The sequence below is a fragment of the Sphingomonas aurantiaca genome (genome assembly GCF_003050705.1).
In the GTDB taxonomy this organism is placed as follows: Bacteria; Pseudomonadota; Alphaproteobacteria; order Sphingomonadales; family Sphingomonadaceae; genus Sphingomonas; species Sphingomonas aurantiaca.
Genome location: NZ_QAOG01000001.1, coordinates 906,238 through 926,549, shown reverse-complemented (window position 1 = coordinate 926,549; position 20,312 = coordinate 906,238). Strand labels below are relative to the sequence as shown.

Genomic DNA, 20,312 nt, shown 5'->3' with positions numbered 1-20,312 from the left:
GTGTCTGACCCAAGCCGCCCCCATCACATCGCGTTTGGCTCTGGCCCCAAGCGGCCGGCCGGGTCATCGAGCGCCTCGATCGCGGCCATGTCCCACTCGTCCAGCGTTAGGTCCAGCGCAGCGAAATTATCCGCGAGATGCTCCGCATCCGACGCCTTCGGGATTACGGAGAAGCCGTTCGCCAGATGCCACGCCAGGATCACCTGGGCCGCGCTCCGGCCATGCTTGTCCGCGACCCGGACGATCGCTGGATCCTGCAACAGGGTCTTGCCCTGCCCGAGCGGGCTCCAGCTCTGCGTCACGATGCCGTGCGCGTCGTGATACGCGCGCTGCTCGCGCTGCTGGAAGTTCGGGTGGAGTTCGATCTGGTTGACCGCGGGCGTCACGCCGGTCGCCGCGACGATCGCGTCGATATGCTCGGGCAGGAAGTTCGATACGCCGATCGATTTCGTCTTGCCCGCGTCCCGGAGCGCGATCATCGCCTTCCATGCGTCGACGAACTTGTCCTGCTTGGGCACCGGCCAGTGCATCAGGTACAGATCGACCGACTCGACGCCCAGTAGCGCCAGGCTCTCGTCCATCGCCGCTTCGGGATCGCCCTGCCGGTCGTTCCACAGCTTGGTCGTCAGGAACGCGTCCGACCCCTTGTAACCGTCGCCGACGCCGCGCTCATTGTCGTAGATCGCGGCGGTGTCGACCAGCCGGAAGCCGATATCTAGCCCAGAGCGGACGATCGCCGCGGCCTGGCTGTCGGGGATCTGCCACGTACCCATGCCGAGCTGTGGCATGGAGCGGCCGTCGTTGAGTGTAAGGTCTGTCATGCCGCACCAGCGAACGAGTCGTGCCGCGGTTCCGATGAACGGGGTCGGTTTAGGGGTTCCCTTCGCCGCCCGGTTCGCGCAATCGACCGGGCCATGTTCGAAAAGATTCTGGCCGTGCTGGCCACCTTCACGATCGGCGTCATCTCGTCGGGTGGCTATGTCGGCATCGCGCTGCTGATGGCGATCGAGAGCGCCTGCATCCCGCTGCCGTCCGAGATCATCATGCCGTTCGCCGGCTATCTCGTCTCGACCGGACGGTTCGACCTGTATCTCGCCGCCACCGCGGGTGCGATCGGGTGCAACCTCGGCTCGATCGTCGCCTACGAGATCGGCAAGCGCGGTGGCCGCCCGATGGCTGAACGCTGGGGCCGGTACCTGCTGATCGGTCCGGGCGAGCTCGACGCGGCGGACCGGTTCTTCGCGCGCTGGGGGTCGATGGCGGTGCTGATCGGGCGCCTCCTTCCCGTCATCCGCTCGTTCATCGCCTTCCCCGCCGGCGTCGCGCGGATGAAGCTGGTGCCGTTCCACGTCTATACCTTCATCGGATCGTGGCCGTGGTGCTTCGGGCTCGCCTGGGTCGGCATGAAGCTCGGCGACAAATGGGACAGCGATCCGCGCGTGAAGGCCGCGTTCCACAGCGCCGACCTGCTGATCGGCGTGGTCCTGATCGCGCTCGTCGGCTTCTACATCTGGCACCGGGTCCGCGGCCTGAAACGTCACCGGTAGCCACGACGCTTCGCCAACGCGCGCAGATCGTCGTCGCGCGTCGGGACGAGAGACTGCACGCGGCGCTGATACGTCGCAACGAGTTCCGGGCCCGCACGACCCGGCGAGCCGCTGTCGAACGGCGGCGCGGGATCATATTCGAGCGCGAGTTGCACCGCGCGGGCGTGCGCCTCGCCGCGGATCATCGCCGTCAGCGTCAGCGCGAAGTCGATCCCCGCAGTGACGCCGCCGCCGGTCACCCGATTGCGATCGACCACCGTTCGCGCATCGATGGGGATCGCGTTGAACAGCGTCAGCATGTCGCGCTGCGCCCAGTGGCAGCCCGCACGATAGCCATCGAGCAGACCCGCCGCACCCAGGATCAGCGATCCGGTGCAGACGCTCGTCACCCATGTCGCCTCGGCGCCGACGCCTGCGACCCACGCCATCGCCTCGTCGTCGGCGATCACGGCGTTGGTGCCGAACCCGCCGGGCACGCAGAGTATGTCCGCGCACGGCACGTCGGCAAAGGTCGCGGTCGGCAGGATCGAGAATCCGGCATCGGTGGGCACCGGATCGAGCGTCTTCCACACGAGATCGAGCCGCGCGTTGCCGAGACGCGAGAGGACCTACGCGGGGCCGGTCAGGTCGAGCTGGGTGACGTTGGGGAACAGCAGGAACGCGATACGCAGGGGCTTGGTCATGCTCATGGTCCCGTCCGGAGGCGCTTGGGATCGAGGGGCGCGCGCGAGTGAAGTATAGGAAGTAGAGACGCACGCGCAGCATCGTTTTTGGCTCGTGATGCATGCTGGCCGGCGGGGGCAAGGATCGCGTTTTGGGATGCTGCGGACGTCATCCGGGCAGCATGTCATGCCCTGTGCTTGTAGGACAGCAGGGGCGAGGCTTGGGGCGGGGCGGATGGCCGTTTGGCGAGTGTGCGCTTTGCGGAGGCGGTTGGTCCGGGGAAGACCGCGTGGGGGCAGTGCGCGACCGTTCGGGACCGCCCCGTCGTGTGCGGCTGGCGTCGGCCGTATCGTGGGAGACCCCAGCTTTCGCTGGGGTGACGGTTGGAGGGATGGGGCGGCGCCGGGGTGCCGAGTGCCGGGGGTACCGAGCGCGGGGCGTGACGGGTGGGATGGATAGGATGGCGGAAACGTCAAAGGCGGGTCGCGTCGGCTCTATTCCAGCGCGAGCCTCCCCTCACGCCGTCATCCCAGCGAAAGCTGGGATCTCGTCGTTCGGGCCCCGACCCGGCCCAAAGGCTCAGGGAAGAACCGGTACTTCCGCCGCACGCGTCTTGTTCTCCAGACGCGACTCGCGCACGCGCTGGCCAAAGCAGCCCGTCGCTCCGCCTGCGCCGACCGCAGAGCAACTGCCGATCGTGTTGACGCCCGAGCCGGCGTCGAGCGTACCCTGCGCCTTGGTCGCCCAGCTGGCGTTCTCAGGCGTCACGACGAACTCGCGGAGTTCCTTCGGGACTCGGTACTGCTCCTGCGCGCTGCGACGGACGCAGACAACGATCTCTTCGCCATTCTGGTTGGTCGGGCAGCGTTCGTTGCCGAACAGCGTGAGGACGCCGTTGATGGGTGCGCTGCGCGACACTTCGCCGGGGGCGGAGACGGGCTTGGCCTTGCCCGTGGCGCCGGGCAAGGCGGGCGCCAGCGTCGGCGCCTTGGCGGGCAATTGCGCCAGCGTCGGCGGTGCAGGGCGCGCGGTCTGCGCGACCGCCGGGCCGGCGACGAGCAGCGCCGCCGCAAAAAGCATCTTCATACGCATCACTCCCACGCGTTTGGTACGCCTGTTATATCCGCTTCGCCGTGGCGATCGCGACCTTGCAGCCCAGCCGGATCATCGCGCTAAGCACCGGATAACCCGGCGTCTCCTCCGCGCCCGCGGCAATCGCGGTATTCTTGTGCTCCAACTCCTCGGCCTGGAAGTCGAGGATAGCGGCTGATAGCTTGGGATCGCTGGCGCCAAGCTGAACGAGCTGTTCCTCATAATGCTTGTCGATCTCGGTCTCGACCGCGGCGGTACACGCCATCGCCGCGCGCGGGCTGATCGCCGCGGTCACTGCGCCGAGCGCGAAACCCGCAACCTTCCAGATCGGCTGGAGTACCGTCGGCCGCACGCGGCGCTCGACGATCATCCGGTCGAAGAAGGCGCGGTGGCGTTCCTCCTGCTGCGCCATGTGGTGGATCGATCGCGACGCCGGATGGCGATCGCCGAGCACCGCCAACTGGCCTGCATAGATCCGGATCGCACCATATTCGCCCGCCTGGTCGACACGGATCATCGAATCGGTCGCGCGCTTGGCGTCGCCTGGCTTCCAGCTGCTCATCTTGTCTTCCTCATGAGGGCGAATATGGTGAACGCACCGGCAAGGGAAAAGATGGCGTTGAAGCCCGCGAGCGAGATTCCGAACAGCGTCCACTGCGGCGAATCGCAGCGCACCATCGGCGCGTTCATGATCGCGGCAAGGCGCTCGGCAGCGGTGGTGCCCGCCATCGAGACGGTCGTCGTGCAGGCGGTAAAGCCGTTCCACCAATGATATTCGACGCCCGCATGCGCAACGGCGATCAGCCCACTCAGCCCGATCAGCAGCGCGGCGATGAACACCAGCGACGCGCGCAGCGAGCGACCGGGGACGAAGAACGTCGCGCCCGCGAACACCACAGCGGCATAATGCGGCCAGCGCTGCCAATGACACATCTCGCACGGGTACAGACCACCGAGATATTGCGAGCCGAGCGCGCCGAGCAGCAGGAACGCCGGCAACAGCAGCGCGATGGCGCGCGCGATCTCTTCGTTCTTGGTCATGCCAAGCCCGCGACGCACGCTCACTTGCCGGGAACCTTGGCTGAGTCGGGTGCGGTCGGATCGGGCTTGATCGGGCGCGGCTTGGTCGCCGCCGCGACCTGTGCGGCGCCGCCGAGACGCGCGACGGTCTTCAGCGCGTAATAGAGCTGGAAGTCGTCGATGCCCTGCTTCTTCAGCTGCTCGGGCGTCTGCGCGAAGCGGGGATCGGTCTTGGTATCCTCCTCGAGCACCGCATTGTCGGCCTTAACCTCGTTGATCAGGTGCTTGCGCAGGTCCGCCTCGCGGAACACGGGGCGCGACTTGTAGTCGGGATCGGTGAGCTGCGGCACCTTGATGTCGGGCTCGATCCCGCCTTCCTGCACCGAGCGACCCGACGGCGTGAAGTAGCGCGCGGTGGTCAGGCGAAGCGCGGTCTCGGGCCCGAGCGGGAGCACGGTCTGGACCGAGCCCTTGCCGAAGCTGCGCTCGCCCATGATCAGCGCGCGGTGATGATCCTGCAATGCGCCGGCGACGATCTCGGACGCGGACGCGGTGCCGGGATCGGTGAGGACAACGACCGGCAGGCCGTGCGCGTCGTCGCCGGGTTTTGCGTAATAGCGTTCGATATCGGTCTTCTCGCGGCCGCGCTGCGAGACGATCTCGCCGTGGTCGAGGAACGCGTCGCTGACCTCGATCGCCTGGGTGAGCAAGCCGCCGCCATTCTCGCGCAGGTCGACGACATAGCCGAGCGGGCGGTGGCCGAGCGACTTGTCGATCGCCATGATCGCCGCGCGCGTGTCCGCGCCGGTATTCTCGCTGAACGTGTTGATGTTGATATAGCCGACGTTTCCGCGGACTTCCCACTTCACCGGCTTCTGGACGATGATCTCGCGCGTCATCGTCACGTCGAGCGGCTTGTCGCGGCCGGGGCGGACGAGGCCGAGCGTGATCTTGCTGCCGGGCTTGCCGCGCATCTTGCCGACCGCCTCGTCGAGCGAATCGCCGTAGATCAGCTTGCCGTCGATATGCGTGATATAGTCGCCCGACTTGACGCCGGCGCGCGCGGCGGGGGAGTCCTCCTGCGGGGCGACGACCTTGATCGCGCCGTCCTCCATCTGCACCGTCAGGCCCAGGCCGCCGTAATTGCCCTCGGTCATGATGCGCAGGTTTTCATAGTCGAGCGCGTCGACATACGAGCTGTGCGGATCGAGGCTGGCGAGCATCCCCTGGATCGCGCCTTTGATCAGCGTCTTGTCATCGACCTTGTCGACATATTCCGCCTTTACGCGGTTGAACACGTCGAGGAACTGATCGAATTCGCGATAGGTGTCGGTGTCGACCGCCGCCATCGCCGAGGTGGCCAGCGGGATCAGCGTCAGCGCGCCGACGATCGCCGTCGCGGTAAGGATCGGGGTACGCAGTATAGGACGAGGCATCGATGGTCCTGCAACCTGAGAAGTGACGGTATCTTAGCGTCGTAACGGCGTAGCGTAGCCGAGCGTCGGCGGCAACGCGCGCGGAGCAAAGCCGGGTCGGTGTTCATGAGCGCTGACGCGGACCGCTTTGGTCGATCAGCGCGCGCCCATCAACGACGCGAGATCGACGGGGCGGCCCCGGCGACGGAGCTCGACGGTGATGCGTGGGTCCTCGCGGGGGGCGGTACCGAGCGGCGCGCCCATCGCGACGCGGTCGCCGGGCTTGGCGTCGGTCGCGGCGAGGCCGGTGACGAGGCTGGTCCACCCGTCGGCGTGATCGATGATGACGATGACCCCATAGTCGCGGAACCGGCGGGCATAGCGGATCGTCCCCGCGGCGGGCGCGACGACGCGCGCGCCGGGGGCAGTGGCAAAGGTCAGGCCGCGCGACCGGACGCCGGCATCCGAGATTTCGTCGAAGCCGGTGAGGAGCCGGCCCGCCACCGGCGCACGATACACGCCGCGCGGCGCCGGCGGGGGAGCCGTGCCGGGAGCGATCGGGCGCGGCAGTGGGCCGGCGAGCGCGACCAGGCTGGCGGCGGTCGCCTTGGCGTTGGTCGTGGCCGTCATCCCGTCGACCAGATCGCGCGCACGCTCGCCGAGCGCGAGCGCGCGGTCGGATTCGCTGATCGCCCCGCGCCCCAGCGACTGGCTGCGCTGGCGATGCCGGGCCTCGAGCGTTGCCAGCGCAAGACGGTCGCTCTCCAGACGCGCGCGACCGTCGGCGAGCGCCTCGGCGGCGAGCGCGGCACTGGCCTGCAACCGGCGCGTTTCCGCCAGTTCGGCGCGGACCGCTTCGGTGCGCTGGCGGACGACGGGCAACGCGCTGCCGAGGACCGCGCGGACATGGACGAGGTCGGCGACCGATCCGGGCTGCGCGACGGCGGCGATCGTCGGGCGGCGGGCGAGCGACTCCAGCGCGGCCAGCAGGCGGGCGACGGGGGTTTGTGCGCGGCCGAGCCTAGCGCTCTGATCGGACAGCAGCCGCTCGACGAGCGTCACGCGCGCACTGGCGGTCGCGAGATTGGCTTCGGCGGCGGTCACGCGCGCGGCCAGCGCCTGCTCCTCGCGGCGGGCCTTGTCGGCGGCATTGCGCTCCTGGGCGGCAGCGGCGGCGAGCTTGGCGGCACGGGCGGCGGCGATCGCGGCATCGTGCTTGGTCGCTACCAGCCGTTGCTGCTCGGTCGCGAGTTCCGGCGCGTCAGTCTGCGCAGTGACGCCCGCCGCCGCGAACAGCGCCGCCATCGCGAGAACGCCCCCTAGCCTCATGCATCACCCTTCGCGGTGATAGGGGTGATTGGCAAGGATGCTGGTCGCGCGGAAAAGCTGCTCGGCGAGCATCGCGCGCGCCAGCAGATGCGGCCATGTCGCACGGCCAAAGGAAAAGAGCAGGTCGGCCTCGTCGCGCGCGGCATCGTCGAAGCCGTCGGCGGCACCGATCATGAACCGCGCCTCGCGGACGCCGTCGTCGCGCCACCGCTCAAGCTTGTGCGCGAACTGCGTCGAGGAGAGCGTCTCGCCCTTCTCGTCGAGCAGGATGCGCTTGGTCTGCTCGCCGACGAGCGGGATCTTGCCGCCGGTGTCGGGAAGTTCGCTGACCTTGGTCGGCCAGACGATCCGCTTGAGATAGCGGTCGACGAGATCCGCCTCGGGCGACCGCCCGATCCGTCCGCGGGCGACGATGTGGAGCAGCATCGCCGCCTCGGGGTCGGTTTAGTCTTCGTCGGTAAACGTAGGCATCGCCGGTGGCGTCGGCGCGTCGCCGAACGCCCACATCCGCTCCAGATTGTAGAAGCTGCGGACTTCGGGGCGGAACAGGTGGACGATGATGTCGGTCGCGTCGATCAGCACCCAGTCGGCGGTCGGCAAGCCTTCGATCTTTACCGGGCGCTTGAACTCGGCCTTGATCCGCTCGGCCAGCTTCTGCGCCATCGAGGCGACCTGGCGGGTCGAACGACCGCTGGCGATCACCATGTAATCGGCGATGCTGGTCTTGCCCGCGAGCGGGATCGAGATCGTCTCGACCGCCTGGTCGTCGTCGAGCGACGCGAGGATCAGGCGATGCAGCGCCTCAACCTCTTCGGGGTCGGTCGCGCGAGGGGCAGTAGGGGAAGTGGCCAAGTCAGCTCCTGGGTAAAACTACCGGACCAGCAACGTGCTGGACCCAGTCGGGATTTTTGGCACGAAGGCCGGTTGCGGAGGTCGGGTCGGGTCGGAAGCGCAACAGCACGAGGGCCGGCAATCTCCACGTCGTCCAGCTCTTCGCATGGTCTGTGCGCCGTTGGAAGCGCCGCAGCCAACCCATCGCGGGGGCCGCGAGGGCGCGCCCGTCATATCCCGGACGCGCGATTACCGCAATCGGAACCTCGCGGGCGATCTGGCGCCAGTTCTTCCACCGATGGAAGTCCGCGAGATTGTCCGCGCCCATCAGCCAGATGAAGCGGACCTTGGGGTAGCGCCGCTTGAGCTTGCGGATCGTGTCGAGCGTGTAGCGCGTGTGCAGCCGCGACTCGATATCGGTCGCGCGGATCGGTGCGCGGCGGGCCATGCGCCGTGCGGAGGCGAGACGCGCGGCCAGCGGCGCCATGTCGTTCGCGGCGTCCTTGAGCGGATTGCCGGGAGACACCAGCCACCACGCCTCGTCGAGCGCGAGCGCGTCGACCGCCGCGAGCGTGATCCCGCGATGGCCGCGGTGCGCGGGGTTGAACGACCCGCCGAGAATGCCGACGTGGGTCAAGGATATTTCCGCCAATTCTCCCGCGCATGAAACGCTCGGAGGATTTCGACGCCATGGGGAACGATGCGATAGATCAGGACATAGTCAGTTTCGGGCACACGCCATTTTCGTTCGTCGCGATCAACGACCGGACCTGCAGCGGGAAAATCGGCCAGGAAATTGCCCGCGGCGATCGCAGCGCGACCGACCAAATCGGCGTAGTCGTGATCGTGTCGTGCATTGAAATCATCGATCCGCGCTAGATCGATCCGCGCAAGGGCCGCCCAACTCGTGCGGCTCATCCTTGCCGTCGAGCAGCGACACGCTCTTCGAACCAGGTTTCCATCTCTTCCTGGCTGATCAGTTCGCCGCGATCGGCGGAGTCTATTCCGGCCTGGATGAAAGCGCGCATATCGGCGTGATGCTGGGCCGCCTCCCGGATTGCCTCGGCTGCGAACTCTTCGCCGGTGATACCGCGATACTTCGCGAGCTCCTCGACCATCGCGAAGGTGGCTGGATCGAGCGGAGTCGTGATCGAGACGGACGCGTTCATGGCCTCACGCTACGCCGATCGACACAGCGCATCAACCGCGCACCTGACCCGTGCCGCGGCCGATCCATTTGTAGGTCGTCAGCCCCTCCAGCGCGACGGGGCCGCGGGCGTGGAGGCGGCCGGTGGCGATGCCGATCTCTGCGCCCAGCCCGAACTCGCCGCCGTCGGCGAACTGGGTGGAGGCGTTCCAGAGGACGATCGCGCTGTCGACGGCAGTCAGGAAGTGCTCGGCGACGGCCGCGTCCTCGGCGATGATCGCGTCGGTGTGATGCGAGCCGTGGCCGGCGATATGCGCGACCGCCGCGTCGAGGTCGTCGACGATCGCGACCGAGGCGATCGCGTCGAGATATTCGGTGTCCCAGTCCGCGGTATCGGCGACCGCGATGTCGGGCGCGAGCGCGCGCGCCGCGGCGTCGCCGCGCACCATGCAACCGGCATCGGCTAGACGCCGGATCAGCGCCGCGGCGTCGGGATACGCCCGGTGGATCAGCAGCGTCTCCATCGAACCGCATACGCCCGTGCGGCGCATCTTGGCATCGACGACGACCGCCGCCGCCATCGCCGGGTCCGCCGACGCATCGACATAGACATGGTTGATGCCGTCGAGATGCGCGAGCACCGGCACGCGCGCCTCGGCCTGGACGCGCGCGACCAGGCTCTTGCCGCCGCGGGGGATGATCAGGTCGATCACCCCGTCCGCCGCCAGCATCGCGCCGACCGCGGCACGATCGGTGATCGGCACGAGTTGGACCGCATCGGCGGGCACCCCACCCGCCTCCAGCCCCGCGACGAGCGCCGCATGGATCGCGCGGTTGCTCCCCACCGCCTCGGACCCGCCGCGCAGGATCGCGGCGTTGCCGGCCATCACGCACAATGCGGCTGCATCCGCGGTGACGTTGGGGCGGCTTTCGTAGATGATGCCGATCACGCCGATCGGTACGCGCACGCGCGACAGCTTGAGGCCGTTGGGTCGGTCTCGCGAGTCGATGACTTGCCCGACCGGATCGGCGAGCGCCGCGACGGCCGCTACGCCATCCGCCATCGCCGCGATCCGGCCTGAGTCCAACCGCAACCGATCGAGCAACGCGCCGGACAGGCCGGACTCGGTCGCACGCGCCATGTCCACCGCATTCGCTGCCAGGATTTCCGCAGACGCCGCGCGGACCGACTCCGCCGCCAACGCCAGCGCGGCGGCTTTCCGCGCGGTCGGCAGGGACGCCAGCACCAGCGCGGCAGCGCGCGCGCGGCGGCCCATTTCGGCGATCAGGTCGGTCGGATTTGCTGCAGCGTCCATGCCCGCGCGCTAGCATGCGAAGCCCCTCGCGCCAACGCCACGAACTCGTTACGCTCCCGATATTGCAGGGGGGCAGCATGACCGGAGATATCGGAGCGGCGGCGGATATCGCCACGGGGGCGCTGGTCGCGCGCGCGGTAGAAAAAGGCGCGGGCGAACCGCATCGGCCGCCTATGGGCAGCACGGACGATGCGCTCTGTCTCAATTGCGGGACGCGATTGCTCGGCGCGTATTGCCAAGCCTGCGGCCAGTCGGCGCACGTCCACCGCTCGCTCGGCGGGATCGGGCATGAGATCGCGCATGGCGTCTTCCATTTCGAGGGCAAGATCTGGCGCACCTTGCCGCTGCTGATCCTCCATCCCGGCACGCTCACGCGACGCTACGTCAACGGCGAGCGCGCGCGGTTCGTGTCGCCGCTCGCGCTGTTCCTGTTCACCGTCTTCCTGATGTTCGCGACGATCGGCTTGGTCGGCGGCGAGCTTGCGGACACGATCGTCAACGATGAACGCCCTACCCAGCTCTCCGACTATGCCCGCGAAACCGCCAAGATGCGGACCTCGCTGGGCGTGGTCGAGGCGCAACGCGCGGCCGCGACACGCGACCCGGCCTATTCGGGCCCATCCGTCGCCGAACTCGACCAGCGCGCGGCGACGCTGCGGACCACGCTGCGCGCGCTCGATATCGCCACGACCATCAAGCGCGGCGGCAGCTCGGAGCCGGTCGTCGATCTCGGGTTCAAGACGGGGTGGGCGCGGCTCGATCACGGCATCGCCAAGGCCAACGCCAATCCCGGCCTGATGATCTACAAGCTCCAGAGCAGCGCGTATAAATATAGCTGGGGGCTGATCCCGCTATCGGTGCCGTTCGTGGCGCTGCTGTTCCTGTGGCGCCGCCGATATCTCCTGTACGACCACGCGATCTTCGTGACCTATTCAATCGCGTTCATGATGCTGCTGACGATCGTGCTGATCGTCGGGCATGTCGTCGGCGTGCCCGATCCGACGCTGCGGCTGGCCGCGCTGGTGGTCCCGCCGGTCCACATGTTCGCGCAGTTGCGCGGCGCGTATGAGCTGCGCAAGCGCGCGGCGGCGTGGCGGACGGTGGCACTGCTGACGTTCGCATTCACCGTGCTGGTTGCGTTTATCGTCCTGCTGCTGCTGCACGGGTTGACCGATTGAGCCGGGGGGAGCGCAATTATCCTCCGCGGCGTGCTGGCGGCCTTTGGCGTGTGGTTGTCCTGTTAGACGTCTGTCCCCGCCCGCTGCCCGCTGCTTATCCTGGACACCGGAACAGCCCGCCCCCTCGTCATCCCAGCGAAAGCTGGGATCTTCCCGTTGCAGCCACGTCGCGAGCCAAACGGGAGACCCCAGCTTTCGCTGGGGTGACGTACGGGGGGCGGTTACCGATGCAAGCCGGGGACGGACGAAGATCGGTAACGAACGGGGCCGGTGACGAACGGCGGCAGATGACGGTAGGGGGCGGTGGCCATCGGAAGCCAAGACCGTCGAGAGCCCGTAACGGTCGGGGTCCGGTGACCGTCGGGCGCCGGTGACCGTCGGGGTCCGGTGACCGTCGGGCGTCGGTGACAGTCGACGCCGATGACAGTCGGACGCCGATGACGGTCGGGCGCCGGGACAGGCTAGGCTCGATGACCGATTACGCCGGGCGGCAGATCTAACGTCGTGAACGGCTCACCCACGCCCACATGGGTACAGGTTCGCCAACACTCGCGCATACCCATCCTTCAGCGGACGCTTCTGATAGCTGGCGGGGAGTTCGTTCAGGCCGTCGAGCATGTCCATGATGCCGACCGACTCGCCTTCCGGCACGCAGGCGATCGGTGGTTTGCCCGCGGCGGCGCGCGCGGCGCGTTCGGCCTTGAGCTGGTTGGTCGCGGCCTTCGCCTCGGCCTTCAACGCGGGAAGCTCGGGCGACATGAACGCCATCGGCCCCTGCTCGCGGAGCGCGTTGGCGCGCGACAGGAAGGTGCCGACGGTCATCGCCGCATGCGCGGGCAACGCGACGCCGGCGATCAGCAGTGCAGCGACTACAGCCTTCGACTGCGAATACGACATGGGCGGCCTTTCCGAGAAAAGACCGCCCATGGAGCAGTTTAGCTGACTAACCGGTGAACCGGATCAGGCGCCCAGAGGGGTCGGCGTGCCGAACGGCCCGTTGGGACGCCGCGTCTTCGGGATCGACGTGCCCGCACGCGGGACGTTCGATGCCTTCGCGCCCGGATCCGGACGGTCGAGATCCTCGCCCGCGATAAGCTTCTTGATCTCGTCGCCGGTCAGCGTCTCGAATTCGAGCAGCGCGCCCGCCACCGTGTGGAGCTGATCGACGTGATCGCTCAGCACCTGCTTGGCGCGGTCGAGACCACCTTCGACGATCCGCTTGATCTCGTCGTCGATCAGCTGCGCGGTCTGGTTCGACATGCGCGACGGACGGCTCGACGAATAGCCGAGGAACGATTCACCCTCAGGCTCGCCATATTCGAGCGGTCCGACCTTGTCCGACATGCCCCAGCGCGTGACCATGTCGCGCGCCAGACCCGTGGCATACTGGATGTCGCCGCTCGCGCCTGACGAAACCTTATCGTAGCCGAAGATCACTTCCTCGGCGACGCGGCCGCCCATCGACACCGCGAGGTTGGCGTACATCTTGTCGCGGTGATAGCTGTAGCTGTCCCGCTCAGGCAGACGCATGACCATGCCAAGCGCACGACCGCGCGGGATGATCGTCGCCTTGTGGATCGGATCCGATGCAGCCTCGTGCATCGCGACGACGGCATGCCCGGCCTCGTGATACGCGGTCATCCGCTTCTCGTCGTCGGTCATGACCATGGAGCGACGCTCGGCGCCCATCATGACCTTGTCCTTCGCCTCCTCGAACTCGGCCATCGCCACCAGACGCTTGCCCTTGCGCGCCGCGTGCAGCGCCGCCTCGTTGACGAGGTTGGCGAGATCGGCACCCGAGAAGCCCGGCGTACCGCGTGCGATGACGCGGGCGTCGACGTCGGGGGCGAGCGGCACCTTCTTCATGTGCACTTCGAGGATCTTGATCCGGCCCTCGATATCCGGGCGAGGCACGACGACCTGGCGATCGAAGCGGCCCGGACGCAGCAGCGCGGGGTCGAGCACGTCGGGACGGTTGGTCGCGGCGATGATGATGATCCCTTCGTTCGCCTCGAAGCCGTCCATCTCGACCAGCAGCTGGTTCAGCGTCTGCTCGCGCTCGTCATTGCCGTTGCCGAGGCCCGCGCCACGATGGCGACCGACCGCATCGATTTCGTCGATGAAGACGATGCACGGTGCGGACTTCTTGGCCTGCTCGAACATGTCGCGGACTCGGCTCGCGCCGACGCCGACGAACATCTCGACGAAATCGGACCCCGAGATCGTGAAGAACGGCACCCCCGCCTCGCCTGCGATCGCGCGGGCGAGCAGCGTCTTGCCGGTACCGGGCGAACCGACCAGCAACGCGCCCTTGGGGATCTTGCCGCCGAGGCGGGCGAACTTGGTTGGGTCCTTCAGGAACTCGACGATCTCCTCCAGCTCCTCGCGGGCTTCATCGATGCCCGCGACGTCCTGGAAGGTGACCTTGCCTTCCTTCTGCGTGAGCATCTTCGCGCGGCTTTTACCGAAGCCCATCGCGCCCGAGCCGGAATTCTTCTGCATCTGCTTCAGCACGAAGAACGCGATGCCGAGGAACAGCAGGAACGGCAGCGACTGATACAGCAGCAGCGCCAGCATCGACGGCCCCTCTTCGGGCTTCGCGCTGATCGAGACGCCCTTCTCGCGCAGCTTCGGCACGAGCGTCGAATCCTGGATCGGATAGGATTTGAACTTCTCCCCGCTCGACAGCGTGCCCGAGATGATGTCGCGGGAGATGTTGACGTCCTTGACGGTGCCCTCGTCGACCTTGTCGAGGAACGCCGAATAGGCGATCGTGTTACCACCCGACGCCGCGGTGCGGCCGTCGAACATGGTCACGAACAGCGCCAGCGCGAGCAGGATGCCGACCCAGATCAACAGGCTCTTCATCCAGGGATTGCCGCCGCCATTCTCGGGGCCGCCGTTGCCGGGGCCCTGGGGCTTCTGACCGCGGTTGTCGTTGTCGCTCATGGGTGCACGATACCTTTCAGCGCACAAGATAAGCGCGCGCAGGTTAATGGCAATGGAACAAGACGCGACTTGTGGTGATCAGTGTGAACGAACCGCTACGTGGTTCAGGCAGGCGCCCGCCGCGGCGGCGCCTCGCGGAACCGCCAAACATTGCCGCGCACGCTCGCGATGATCCCCGCCTGCGTGGTGCGCTTGCCCGCCATCAGCGAGTCGAGCAGCTTTTCGATATTGGCGGCCTCGGTCCATTCGGGCGCAGCGATCCCCGCCTCGGCGCGCACCGTGCCGATCGCGCGGCGCGCGAGACGGCGCAGGATTTCGCGCGGCAGCCTGTCGACCGCGAGCTTGACCTCACCGCCGCCGACCTTGGCGCGGTCGGCCCAGATCCAGTCGACCATCGCACGGACGTCGGTGTCGGTCTCGGCCAGCGCAGCCGCGGCGCGCGCGAGGTTGGGCGTGCCGAGCCACTCGTTGTCGCCGAGCAACCGGCGGAAGCGCGTGCGATCGTGGCGGTCGTCATGGTTCGAGGGGTCGTCGAAAAACGGCACTTCGCCCCGGCGGACGATCGCCCGAAGTTCGGCGCGGCGCCAGTCGAGCAGCGGGCGGATGACCGTGACGCCGTGAACTTCGGTGCGCGCGCGGACGCCCGCCAGCCCGGCGAGCCCCGACCCACGCGCGGCGCGCATCAGGAAGGTCTCGGCCTGGTCGTCGGCGTGGTGGCCGGTCACGAGCCCCCCCGCCCCGATCGCGCGCGCGTGATCGGTGAGCAAAGCGTAGCGCGTGGTGCGCGCCTGCGCCTGGATACTGGCGCCGGTGATCGGCTCGCTCGGCGCGAGCGTGGTGTGGGGGATGCCGAGCGTGGCACAGTGCGCGGCGACCATCGCCGATTCCTCGACCGCTTCGGGGCGGAGGCGGTGGTCGATGCTGGCGACCGTGAAGCCGGGGGCAAGCGCCTCGTGCGCGAGCGTGAGCATCGCCATGCTGTCCGGGCCACCCGATACGGCGAGCAGCGGGTTGACGATATCGCCTGCCAGCCGTGCATAGTCGGCGGCGAAACGGCGGCCTTCCTCGGTCATGCGCGGTTGGCCATCATAACGAGAAGTCCACCCCCCCTGCGCAGGCCGGGTCCCAATTGGGGGACGGTGATGACGGAGCGCAGCACGCCGTTATGCCGGCTTTCCCAATTGGGCCCCGGCCTTCGCCGGGGTGGTGCTGGTGCACGACCCGACGTCACGAACAGGCAATTACGCATGACCATCGGGCGCTGGCTTACTTGCACTTCGCCGCGGCGCGTCCGGCGGCAACCTGCCCCTTCATCGCCGCCGCCATCTTCGCACCATAGACGTCGTTCAGCTCGTCATACACCTTGCAGGCATCGGCGGGCTTGTTGAGCTTGGTCAGCGCCTGCCCCAGATACAACAGGCTGTCGGGCGCACGCTCGCCATCGGGCATCTTCTTGTAATTGTCGTAGAACGCCATCGATGCGAGGCTCGGCTTGCCCTCGTCCAGATAGGCGCGACCCAGCAGGTTCTGCGCATAGCTCGCGCGCTTGCTCTTGGGATATTCGGCGACGACCTTCTTCAGCTGCGCCTCCGCCTGCGGGTATTGCTTGGCCGACCATAGCCGGTAGCCATACATATACTCGTCCTCCGCCGGATCGCCGGTCGAAGGCTTCTCGACCGAGACCTTGGTCGGGGCGGGTGCGGCGCCGGGGCGGCTCGCGGTTTCCGGACGCGTCGACGGGCGTGCAGGACCGCTCGACGTGTCGTCGGAGTCGATCGGGCCGCCTGCCGCGATCGGCGCGGGGCCGGCCTCGAGCATCTTCACGCGCGCATCGTTCGAGCGGCGATAATTGTCGAACGCATCCTGCAACTGGCGCGTGCGGTTCTGGTTCTGCTCGATCTGCTCGGTCAGCGAGGTCATCTGCTGCTCGAGCGAGGTGACGCGCTGGTTCACATCGGCCAGCGCGCTCGTCGCGGGCGAGCCCGGCCCCGGGCCCTGCTCGCTCTGCGGCGCGCGGACTTCGGGCTGGAGCATCTGCCCCGCGCCGCCCGGAAAGACTTTCCGCTGGACCGCGCGCATTTCGCTTTCGAGCTTGCCGACACGGCCCTCGACATTTTGTGCCTGCGCCCCCGTGGAGAGCGCGGCGGGCGCGAGCGCCGCGAGGCAGACGCCGATCAGAATTGACTTACGCATGGGCCACACCCCCCGGTGGATTGGTTAATCGTCCGGGTATAGCTGCACTACCCATCCTGTCGCCAGCCTTAAGACCCCGGCGATGGCCCATGTCCATCCCCGAGCGAGACTTACTGATCGGGCGTTGCCGTAGCGGCAGGCGGGGGCGTGGCGGCTGCATCCAGATTGGCGCGCTGCGTCTCGCTCAGCGGACGGCGCTGCGTCCGCGGACGGCCGGGACGCGACCGCTCGCGAGGCGCAGATGCCGTGGTCGCAGCCGCCGGCGCGGCCTGCGGCCCGGGCGTGCCCGCGATCCGCGCGGCGATCGCCGGCGCGCCGATGCGCACGTCCTTGATCGCGCGCTCGCCAGTGCCGAGCGCGGGTGCGGCCGAGCCGTTGAGCGTCACCACCAGCTTGTCCGCGCGGCCGATGTTGATCATCGGATCCTTCGCATCCTTGGGCACGTCGAACTTCTCGCCCGACTTCATCGTGCCGAGGTACAGCGTCTTGTTGTCGGCATCGTACACGCGCATCCACACCTCATCCGAGGCGGTCAGCGTGACCTGTCCGTTGGCCGGGGTCGCCGGCGCGGGGACGGGTTGCGCGGTCTGCGCGGCGGGGTTCGGCGCGGTCTCGGCGACGGGCGCTGCGGTCGACGACGTGGTCGATCCCCGGAACATGTCGGTGCCGTACCACAAGCCGACCAGCACCAGCACCGCGATCGCGAGGCCCAAGGCGACGATCGCTACCCCGCGCGAGGGTACGCGCGACGGGTCGGTCATCTCATAGGGTTCGTATTCGGGCGTGCGGCGGCCGAGTTTGGCGACGTCGTCGCGGACCATCTGCGCGATCCGGACCTCATCGACGCCGACCGCGCGCGCATAGGCGCGCGTGAAGCCGACCGCATAGGTGGACGACGGCAGCGCGCTATAGTCGGATGCCTCGATCGCCTCGAGATGCCGTAGCGGCACGCGCGTCCTCGCGGCGATATCCGCGACGCTCAACCCCTGCGATTCGCGGCTGTTCCGAAGAATGTCGCCAGCACGCTCTGGTACAGCGGGCGCAGCGTTCTGGCCGGTTTCGACCTCGTCCATTCTTGTCTCCGAAGCCGGGCGGCGTGACGTTGCCGGTTATGTCCCCCGTCTTTCAGAGGGCCCTAGCTGTGTCAACGCGCACACGGCACAGAACCCCAGCTTTCGGGCGCTCAGACGATTTCGACGTCGTTTTCGGTCGCCCAGGCGGTCAAGGCGCCGCGCATGTCACGCGGCGGATCCGCCAGCAGTGCTGTCATGTATGCGGTGAGCGCGCCGCGATCGAGCGAGCGCGTCATCGCCTTGATCGGGCCGACCGCGGCGGGGGTGATCGACAGCCGCTCGATCCCCAGTCCGATCAGCGCCATCGCCTCGAGCGGTCGCCCGCCCATCTCGCCGCACACCGCCAGATCGACCCCCGCCGCGCGTGTCGGCGGCACCAGCCGCGCGATGAAGCGCAGGATCGACGGGCTGAGCCAGTCATAGCGCTCGGCGAGCTTGGGGTTGGCGCGATCGGCCGCGAACAGGAACTGCGTCAGGTCGTTGGTGCCGATCGACAGGAACTCGATTCGCGGCAGCAGCACGTCGAGCATCTCGGCGAGCGCGGGCACTTCGAGCATCGCGCCATAGCGGATCGCGAGCGGCAGCTTGCGCCCGCGCCCCTCGAGCCAGTGGCGCTGCGCCTCGAATAGCGCACGCGCCTCGTCGAACTCCCATGGCTCGCTGACCATCGGAAACATCACGTTGAGCGTCCGGCCGGCGGCAGCTTCGAGCAACGCGCGTGCCTGTACCTTCATCAACCCGTCGCGTTCGAGGCCGAGGCGCAGCGCGCGCCAGCCCATCGCCGGGTTCTCCTCGTCGACGTCTTCCTTGTTGAGATAGGGCAGCGCCTTGTCGCCGCCGATATCGACGGTGCGGAAGATCACCGGGCGGTCGCCCGCCGCGTCGAGCACCTCGCGGTACAGCCGGTGCTGGCGTTCGCGCTGCGGCAGCGTCGACGAGACGAGAAACTGGAACTCGGTGCGGAACAGCCCGATCCCGTCCGCGCCGGTCACGTCGAGTGCGGCGACATCGTCGCGCAGCCCGGCATTGACCATTACGGTCAGGCGGTGGCCGTCCTTGGTGACCGGCGGCACGTCGCGCAGCGCCGCGAACGCCGCCTTGCGCTTCTGCCGCATCGCCAGCCGTGTGTCGAACGCCTCCTCCATCGCCGCCGAGGGCCGTGCGAACACATTGCTCTCGGCGCTGTCGAGCAGCAGCATGTCGCCTTCGGCCACCAGCCGGCGGATGTCGCGGACCCGGCCGAGCACCGGCACGCCCATCGCGCGCGCGACGATCGTGACATGCGCGGTCAGGGATCCCTCTTCGAGGATCACGCCCTTCAGCCGCCTCTTGTCATATTCGAGCAGCTCGGCGGGGCCCAGGTTGCGTGCGATCAGGATCGTGTCCTGGCGCAGCCCCATCTGCGCCGCGGTGCCCATCTGGCCCGACACGATGCGGAGCAACCGGTTCGACAGGTCCTCCAGATCATGCATACGATCGGCGAGCAGCGGATCATCGATCTGGCGCATGCGCTGGCGGGTGCGCTGCTGGACGCGCTCGATCGCCGCCTCCGCGGTCAGGCCCGAATCGATCGCCTCGTTGATGCGCCGTGCCCAGCCCTCGTCATAGGCGAACATCTTGTAGGTCTGGAGCACTTCGACATGCTCGCCGCCGACGCCGAACTCCGCCTCGCGAGTCATCCGGTCGATGCCTTCGCGCATCTTGTCGAACGCCGCATAGACGCGGTGCCGCTCGGCATCGGTATCCTCGGCGACGGTATGTTCGATGTGGATGCGCGGCTGGTGATACACCGCGAACCCCGCGCCCATCCCGTCGACCAGCTTCTGGCCGGGGATGCGCATCGCCGCGGTCGACTGCGGCCGATCCGCGCCGCCGCCGGTGGTGTCGATGAGCCCCGCATTGGCGATCAGTTCGGAGAGCACCATCGCGACCGTCTGCAACGCCTCGATCTCGACATCGGCATATTTGCGGCGATCGGTGTGCTGGACGGCGAGCACGCCGACCGACCGCTCGCGGCGGATGATCGGCACGCCGGCAAAGCTGTGGAACCGGTCCTCGCCGGTCTCGGGCTTGTAGGCGAAATCGGGATGGCTCGCGGCCTCGTCGAGATTGAGCACCTCGACATCTTCGGCGATCGTGCCGACGAGCCCCTCGCCAAGCGCGAGCTTGGTGACATGAACCGCCGCCTGATCGAGGCCGCGCGTGGCGAACAGTTCGAGCACGCCTTCGCGCAACAGGTAGATCGAACAGACCTCGCTGTGGATCGCGGTGGCGATGATGCCGACGACCGAATTGAGCTTGGCTTGCGCAGACGTGCGCGCGGCCATCACGTCGTGAAGGCTGGTGAGGATTTCGCGGGCGGAGGCGGCGGCCGAAAGGGGCATTCGCGTTGGCTACCAGATGAACGGCTTGGGTGCCACGCAACAAAAGCGATGCCTGGCACAAGCGCGAGCGATCCGATGATGCGTTTTCTTACAACGAGGCGTGGTGCAGTGCAGCTCGGTATCCTGCACCGCTCCCCCTGCCCCCTTGTTCTCCCGCGAAGGCGGGAGCCCAGTC

At 67.8% G+C, this 20,312-nt stretch carries 20 protein-coding genes and 1 pseudogene; 2 read left to right on the top strand and 19 right to left on the bottom strand.

Annotation, left to right across the window (positions count from 1 at the left end; translation table 11 throughout):
- Nucleotides 1-23: 23 nt before the first annotated feature.
- Nucleotides 24-821 (bottom strand): aldo/keto reductase, encoded by a 798-nt coding sequence (locus C8J26_RS04305; RefSeq protein ID WP_107956820.1) that lies wholly within the window; start codon nucleotides 819-821, stop codon nucleotides 24-26.
- A 93-nt stretch (nucleotides 822-914) separates the two neighbouring features.
- On the opposite strand from C8J26_RS04305, the gene C8J26_RS04300 reads away from it, so the two are divergent.
- On the top strand, nucleotides 915-1,547 hold the full coding sequence (locus tag C8J26_RS04300; protein ID WP_107956819.1) for a DedA family protein: 633 nt from the start codon (nucleotides 915-917) through the stop codon (nucleotides 1,545-1,547).
- Here C8J26_RS04300 and C8J26_RS04295 read toward each other — a convergent pair.
- From C8J26_RS04295 to C8J26_RS04240, 12 genes and pseudogenes are all read right to left on the bottom strand, one after another.
- Nucleotides 1,538-2,125, bottom strand: a pseudogene (locus C8J26_RS04295) (DJ-1/PfpI family protein); the annotation flags it as partial. The gene C8J26_RS04300 and the pseudogene C8J26_RS04295 sit on opposite strands and share 10 nt — an antisense overlap.
- A 664-nt stretch (nucleotides 2,126-2,789) precedes the next feature.
- Entirely contained in the window at nucleotides 2,790-3,296 is a 507-nt protein-coding gene (locus C8J26_RS04290; protein ID WP_107956818.1) for a hypothetical protein, read from the bottom strand.
- 31 nt (nucleotides 3,297-3,327) lie between these two features.
- Nucleotides 3,328-3,864 (bottom strand): demethoxyubiquinone hydroxylase family protein, encoded by a 537-nt coding sequence (locus tag C8J26_RS04285; RefSeq protein WP_107956817.1) that lies wholly within the window; start codon nucleotides 3,862-3,864, stop codon nucleotides 3,328-3,330.
- A complete protein-coding gene (locus C8J26_RS04280; RefSeq protein WP_056413325.1) occupies nucleotides 3,861-4,343 on the bottom strand; it encodes a disulfide bond formation protein B in 483 nt (160 codons plus the stop codon). The genes C8J26_RS04285 and C8J26_RS04280 overlap by 4 nt, the downstream gene beginning before the upstream one ends.
- A 20-nt stretch (nucleotides 4,344-4,363) precedes the next feature.
- Nucleotides 4,364-5,758: a S41 family peptidase gene (locus tag C8J26_RS04275; RefSeq protein WP_107956816.1), complete on the bottom strand. Its 1,395-nt coding sequence runs from the start codon at nucleotides 5,756-5,758 to the stop codon at nucleotides 4,364-4,366.
- 135 nt (nucleotides 5,759-5,893) lie between these two features.
- On the bottom strand, nucleotides 5,894-7,066 hold the full coding sequence (locus tag C8J26_RS04270; protein ID WP_244185148.1) for a murein hydrolase activator EnvC family protein: 1,173 nt from the start codon (nucleotides 7,064-7,066) through the stop codon (nucleotides 5,894-5,896).
- Between the two features lie 3 nt (nucleotides 7,067-7,069).
- Nucleotides 7,070-7,492, bottom strand: coding sequence for a 23S rRNA (pseudouridine(1915)-N(3))-methyltransferase RlmH (locus C8J26_RS04265; protein WP_056411785.1), 423 nt, complete (start codon nucleotides 7,490-7,492; stop codon nucleotides 7,070-7,072).
- An 18-nt stretch (nucleotides 7,493-7,510) separates the two neighbouring features.
- On the bottom strand, nucleotides 7,511-7,918 hold the full coding sequence (gene rsfS, locus C8J26_RS04260) for a ribosome silencing factor (RefSeq protein ID WP_055873704.1): 408 nt from the start codon (nucleotides 7,916-7,918) through the stop codon (nucleotides 7,511-7,513).
- A gap of 1 nt (nucleotide 7,919) precedes the next feature.
- Nucleotides 7,920-8,534, bottom strand: a complete 615-nt coding sequence (locus tag C8J26_RS04255) for a nicotinate-nucleotide adenylyltransferase (protein ID WP_107956814.1) — start codon at nucleotides 8,532-8,534, stop codon at nucleotides 7,920-7,922.
- Nucleotides 8,531-8,815: a type II toxin-antitoxin system RelE/ParE family toxin gene (locus C8J26_RS04250; protein WP_082445033.1), complete on the bottom strand. Its 285-nt coding sequence runs from the start codon at nucleotides 8,813-8,815 to the stop codon at nucleotides 8,531-8,533. The genes C8J26_RS04255 and C8J26_RS04250 overlap by 4 nt, the downstream gene beginning before the upstream one ends.
- On the bottom strand, nucleotides 8,812-9,066 hold the full coding sequence (locus tag C8J26_RS04245; protein ID WP_107956813.1) for a CopG family ribbon-helix-helix protein: 255 nt from the start codon (nucleotides 9,064-9,066) through the stop codon (nucleotides 8,812-8,814). The genes C8J26_RS04250 and C8J26_RS04245 overlap by 4 nt, the downstream gene beginning before the upstream one ends.
- 31 nt (nucleotides 9,067-9,097) lie before the next feature.
- Nucleotides 9,098-10,360: a glutamate-5-semialdehyde dehydrogenase gene (locus C8J26_RS04240; RefSeq protein WP_107956812.1), complete on the bottom strand. Its 1,263-nt coding sequence runs from the start codon at nucleotides 10,358-10,360 to the stop codon at nucleotides 9,098-9,100.
- 77 nt (nucleotides 10,361-10,437) lie between these two features.
- On the opposite strand from C8J26_RS04240, the gene C8J26_RS04235 reads away from it, so the two are divergent.
- On the top strand, nucleotides 10,438-11,538 hold the full coding sequence (locus tag C8J26_RS04235; protein WP_107956811.1) for a DUF3667 domain-containing protein: 1,101 nt from the start codon (nucleotides 10,438-10,440) through the stop codon (nucleotides 11,536-11,538).
- A 513-nt stretch (nucleotides 11,539-12,051) separates the two neighbouring features.
- Here C8J26_RS04235 and C8J26_RS04230 read toward each other — a convergent pair.
- The 6 genes from C8J26_RS04230 to ptsP form a co-directional block, all read right to left on the bottom strand.
- Entirely contained in the window at nucleotides 12,052-12,435 is a 384-nt protein-coding gene (locus C8J26_RS04230) for a hypothetical protein (RefSeq protein WP_234422570.1), read from the bottom strand.
- A gap of 63 nt (nucleotides 12,436-12,498) precedes the next feature.
- Nucleotides 12,499-14,487 carry an ATP-dependent zinc metalloprotease FtsH gene (gene ftsH / locus C8J26_RS04225; RefSeq protein WP_056411807.1) on the bottom strand — a complete coding sequence of 663 codons (1,989 nt, stop codon included), beginning with the start codon at nucleotides 14,485-14,487 and terminating at the stop codon, nucleotides 12,499-12,501.
- A 104-nt stretch (nucleotides 14,488-14,591) separates the two neighbouring features.
- Nucleotides 14,592-15,560, bottom strand: coding sequence for a tRNA lysidine(34) synthetase TilS (tilS, locus tag C8J26_RS04220; RefSeq protein ID WP_107956810.1), 969 nt, complete (start codon nucleotides 15,558-15,560; stop codon nucleotides 14,592-14,594).
- A gap of 193 nt (nucleotides 15,561-15,753) precedes the next feature.
- Nucleotides 15,754-16,680: a tetratricopeptide repeat protein gene (locus C8J26_RS04215; protein ID WP_107956809.1), complete on the bottom strand. Its 927-nt coding sequence runs from the start codon at nucleotides 16,678-16,680 to the stop codon at nucleotides 15,754-15,756.
- A 110-nt stretch (nucleotides 16,681-16,790) separates the two neighbouring features.
- Nucleotides 16,791-17,753: a helix-turn-helix domain-containing protein gene (locus C8J26_RS04210; RefSeq protein WP_107956808.1), complete on the bottom strand. Its 963-nt coding sequence runs from the start codon at nucleotides 17,751-17,753 to the stop codon at nucleotides 16,791-16,793.
- Between the two features lie 110 nt (nucleotides 17,754-17,863).
- A complete protein-coding gene (gene ptsP / locus C8J26_RS04205) occupies nucleotides 17,864-20,137 on the bottom strand; it encodes a phosphoenolpyruvate--protein phosphotransferase (RefSeq protein WP_107956807.1) in 2,274 nt (757 codons plus the stop codon).
- Nucleotides 20,138-20,312 lie beyond the last annotated feature (175 nt).

Coding starts and splice junctions, on each gene's coding strand:
- C8J26_RS04305 (WP_107956820.1), bottom strand. CDS start 821: ATGACAGACCTTACACTCAACGACGGCCGCTCCATGCCACAGCTCGGC.
- C8J26_RS04300 (WP_107956819.1), top strand. CDS start 915: ATGTTCGAAAAGATTCTGGCCGTGCTGGCCACCTTCACGATCGGCGTC.
- C8J26_RS04290 (WP_107956818.1), bottom strand. CDS start 3,296: ATGAAGATGCTTTTTGCGGCGGCGCTGCTCGTCGCCGGCCCGGCGGTC.
- C8J26_RS04285 (WP_107956817.1), bottom strand. CDS start 3,864: ATGAGCAGCTGGAAGCCAGGCGACGCCAAGCGCGCGACCGATTCGATG.
- C8J26_RS04280 (WP_056413325.1), bottom strand. CDS start 4,343: ATGACCAAGAACGAAGAGATCGCGCGCGCCATCGCGCTGCTGTTGCCG.
- C8J26_RS04275 (WP_107956816.1), bottom strand. CDS start 5,758: ATGCCTCGTCCTATACTGCGTACCCCGATCCTTACCGCGACGGCGATC.
- C8J26_RS04270 (WP_244185148.1), bottom strand. CDS start 7,066: ATGAGGCTAGGGGGCGTTCTCGCGATGGCGGCGCTGTTCGCGGCGGCG.
- C8J26_RS04265 (WP_056411785.1), bottom strand. CDS start 7,492: ATGCTGCTCCACATCGTCGCCCGCGGACGGATCGGGCGGTCGCCCGAG.
- C8J26_RS04250 (WP_082445033.1), bottom strand. CDS start 8,815: ATGAGCCGCACGAGTTGGGCGGCCCTTGCGCGGATCGATCTAGCGCGG.
- C8J26_RS04245 (WP_107956813.1), bottom strand. CDS start 9,066: ATGAACGCGTCCGTCTCGATCACGACTCCGCTCGATCCAGCCACCTTC.
- C8J26_RS04240 (WP_107956812.1), bottom strand. CDS start 10,360: ATGGACGCTGCAGCAAATCCGACCGACCTGATCGCCGAAATGGGCCGC.
- C8J26_RS04235 (WP_107956811.1), top strand. CDS start 10,438: ATGACCGGAGATATCGGAGCGGCGGCGGATATCGCCACGGGGGCGCTG.
- C8J26_RS04230 (WP_234422570.1), bottom strand. CDS start 12,435: ATGTCGTATTCGCAGTCGAAGGCTGTAGTCGCTGCACTGCTGATCGCC.
- ftsH (WP_056411807.1), bottom strand. CDS start 14,487: ATGAGCGACAACGACAACCGCGGTCAGAAGCCCCAGGGCCCCGGCAAC.
- tilS (WP_107956810.1), bottom strand. CDS start 15,560: ATGACCGAGGAAGGCCGCCGTTTCGCCGCCGACTATGCACGGCTGGCA.
- C8J26_RS04215 (WP_107956809.1), bottom strand. CDS start 16,680: ATGCGTAAGTCAATTCTGATCGGCGTCTGCCTCGCGGCGCTCGCGCCC.
- C8J26_RS04210 (WP_107956808.1), bottom strand. CDS start 17,753: ATGGACGAGGTCGAAACCGGCCAGAACGCTGCGCCCGCTGTACCAGAG.
- ptsP (WP_107956807.1), bottom strand. CDS start 20,137: ATGCCCCTTTCGGCCGCCGCCTCCGCCCGCGAAATCCTCACCAGCCTT.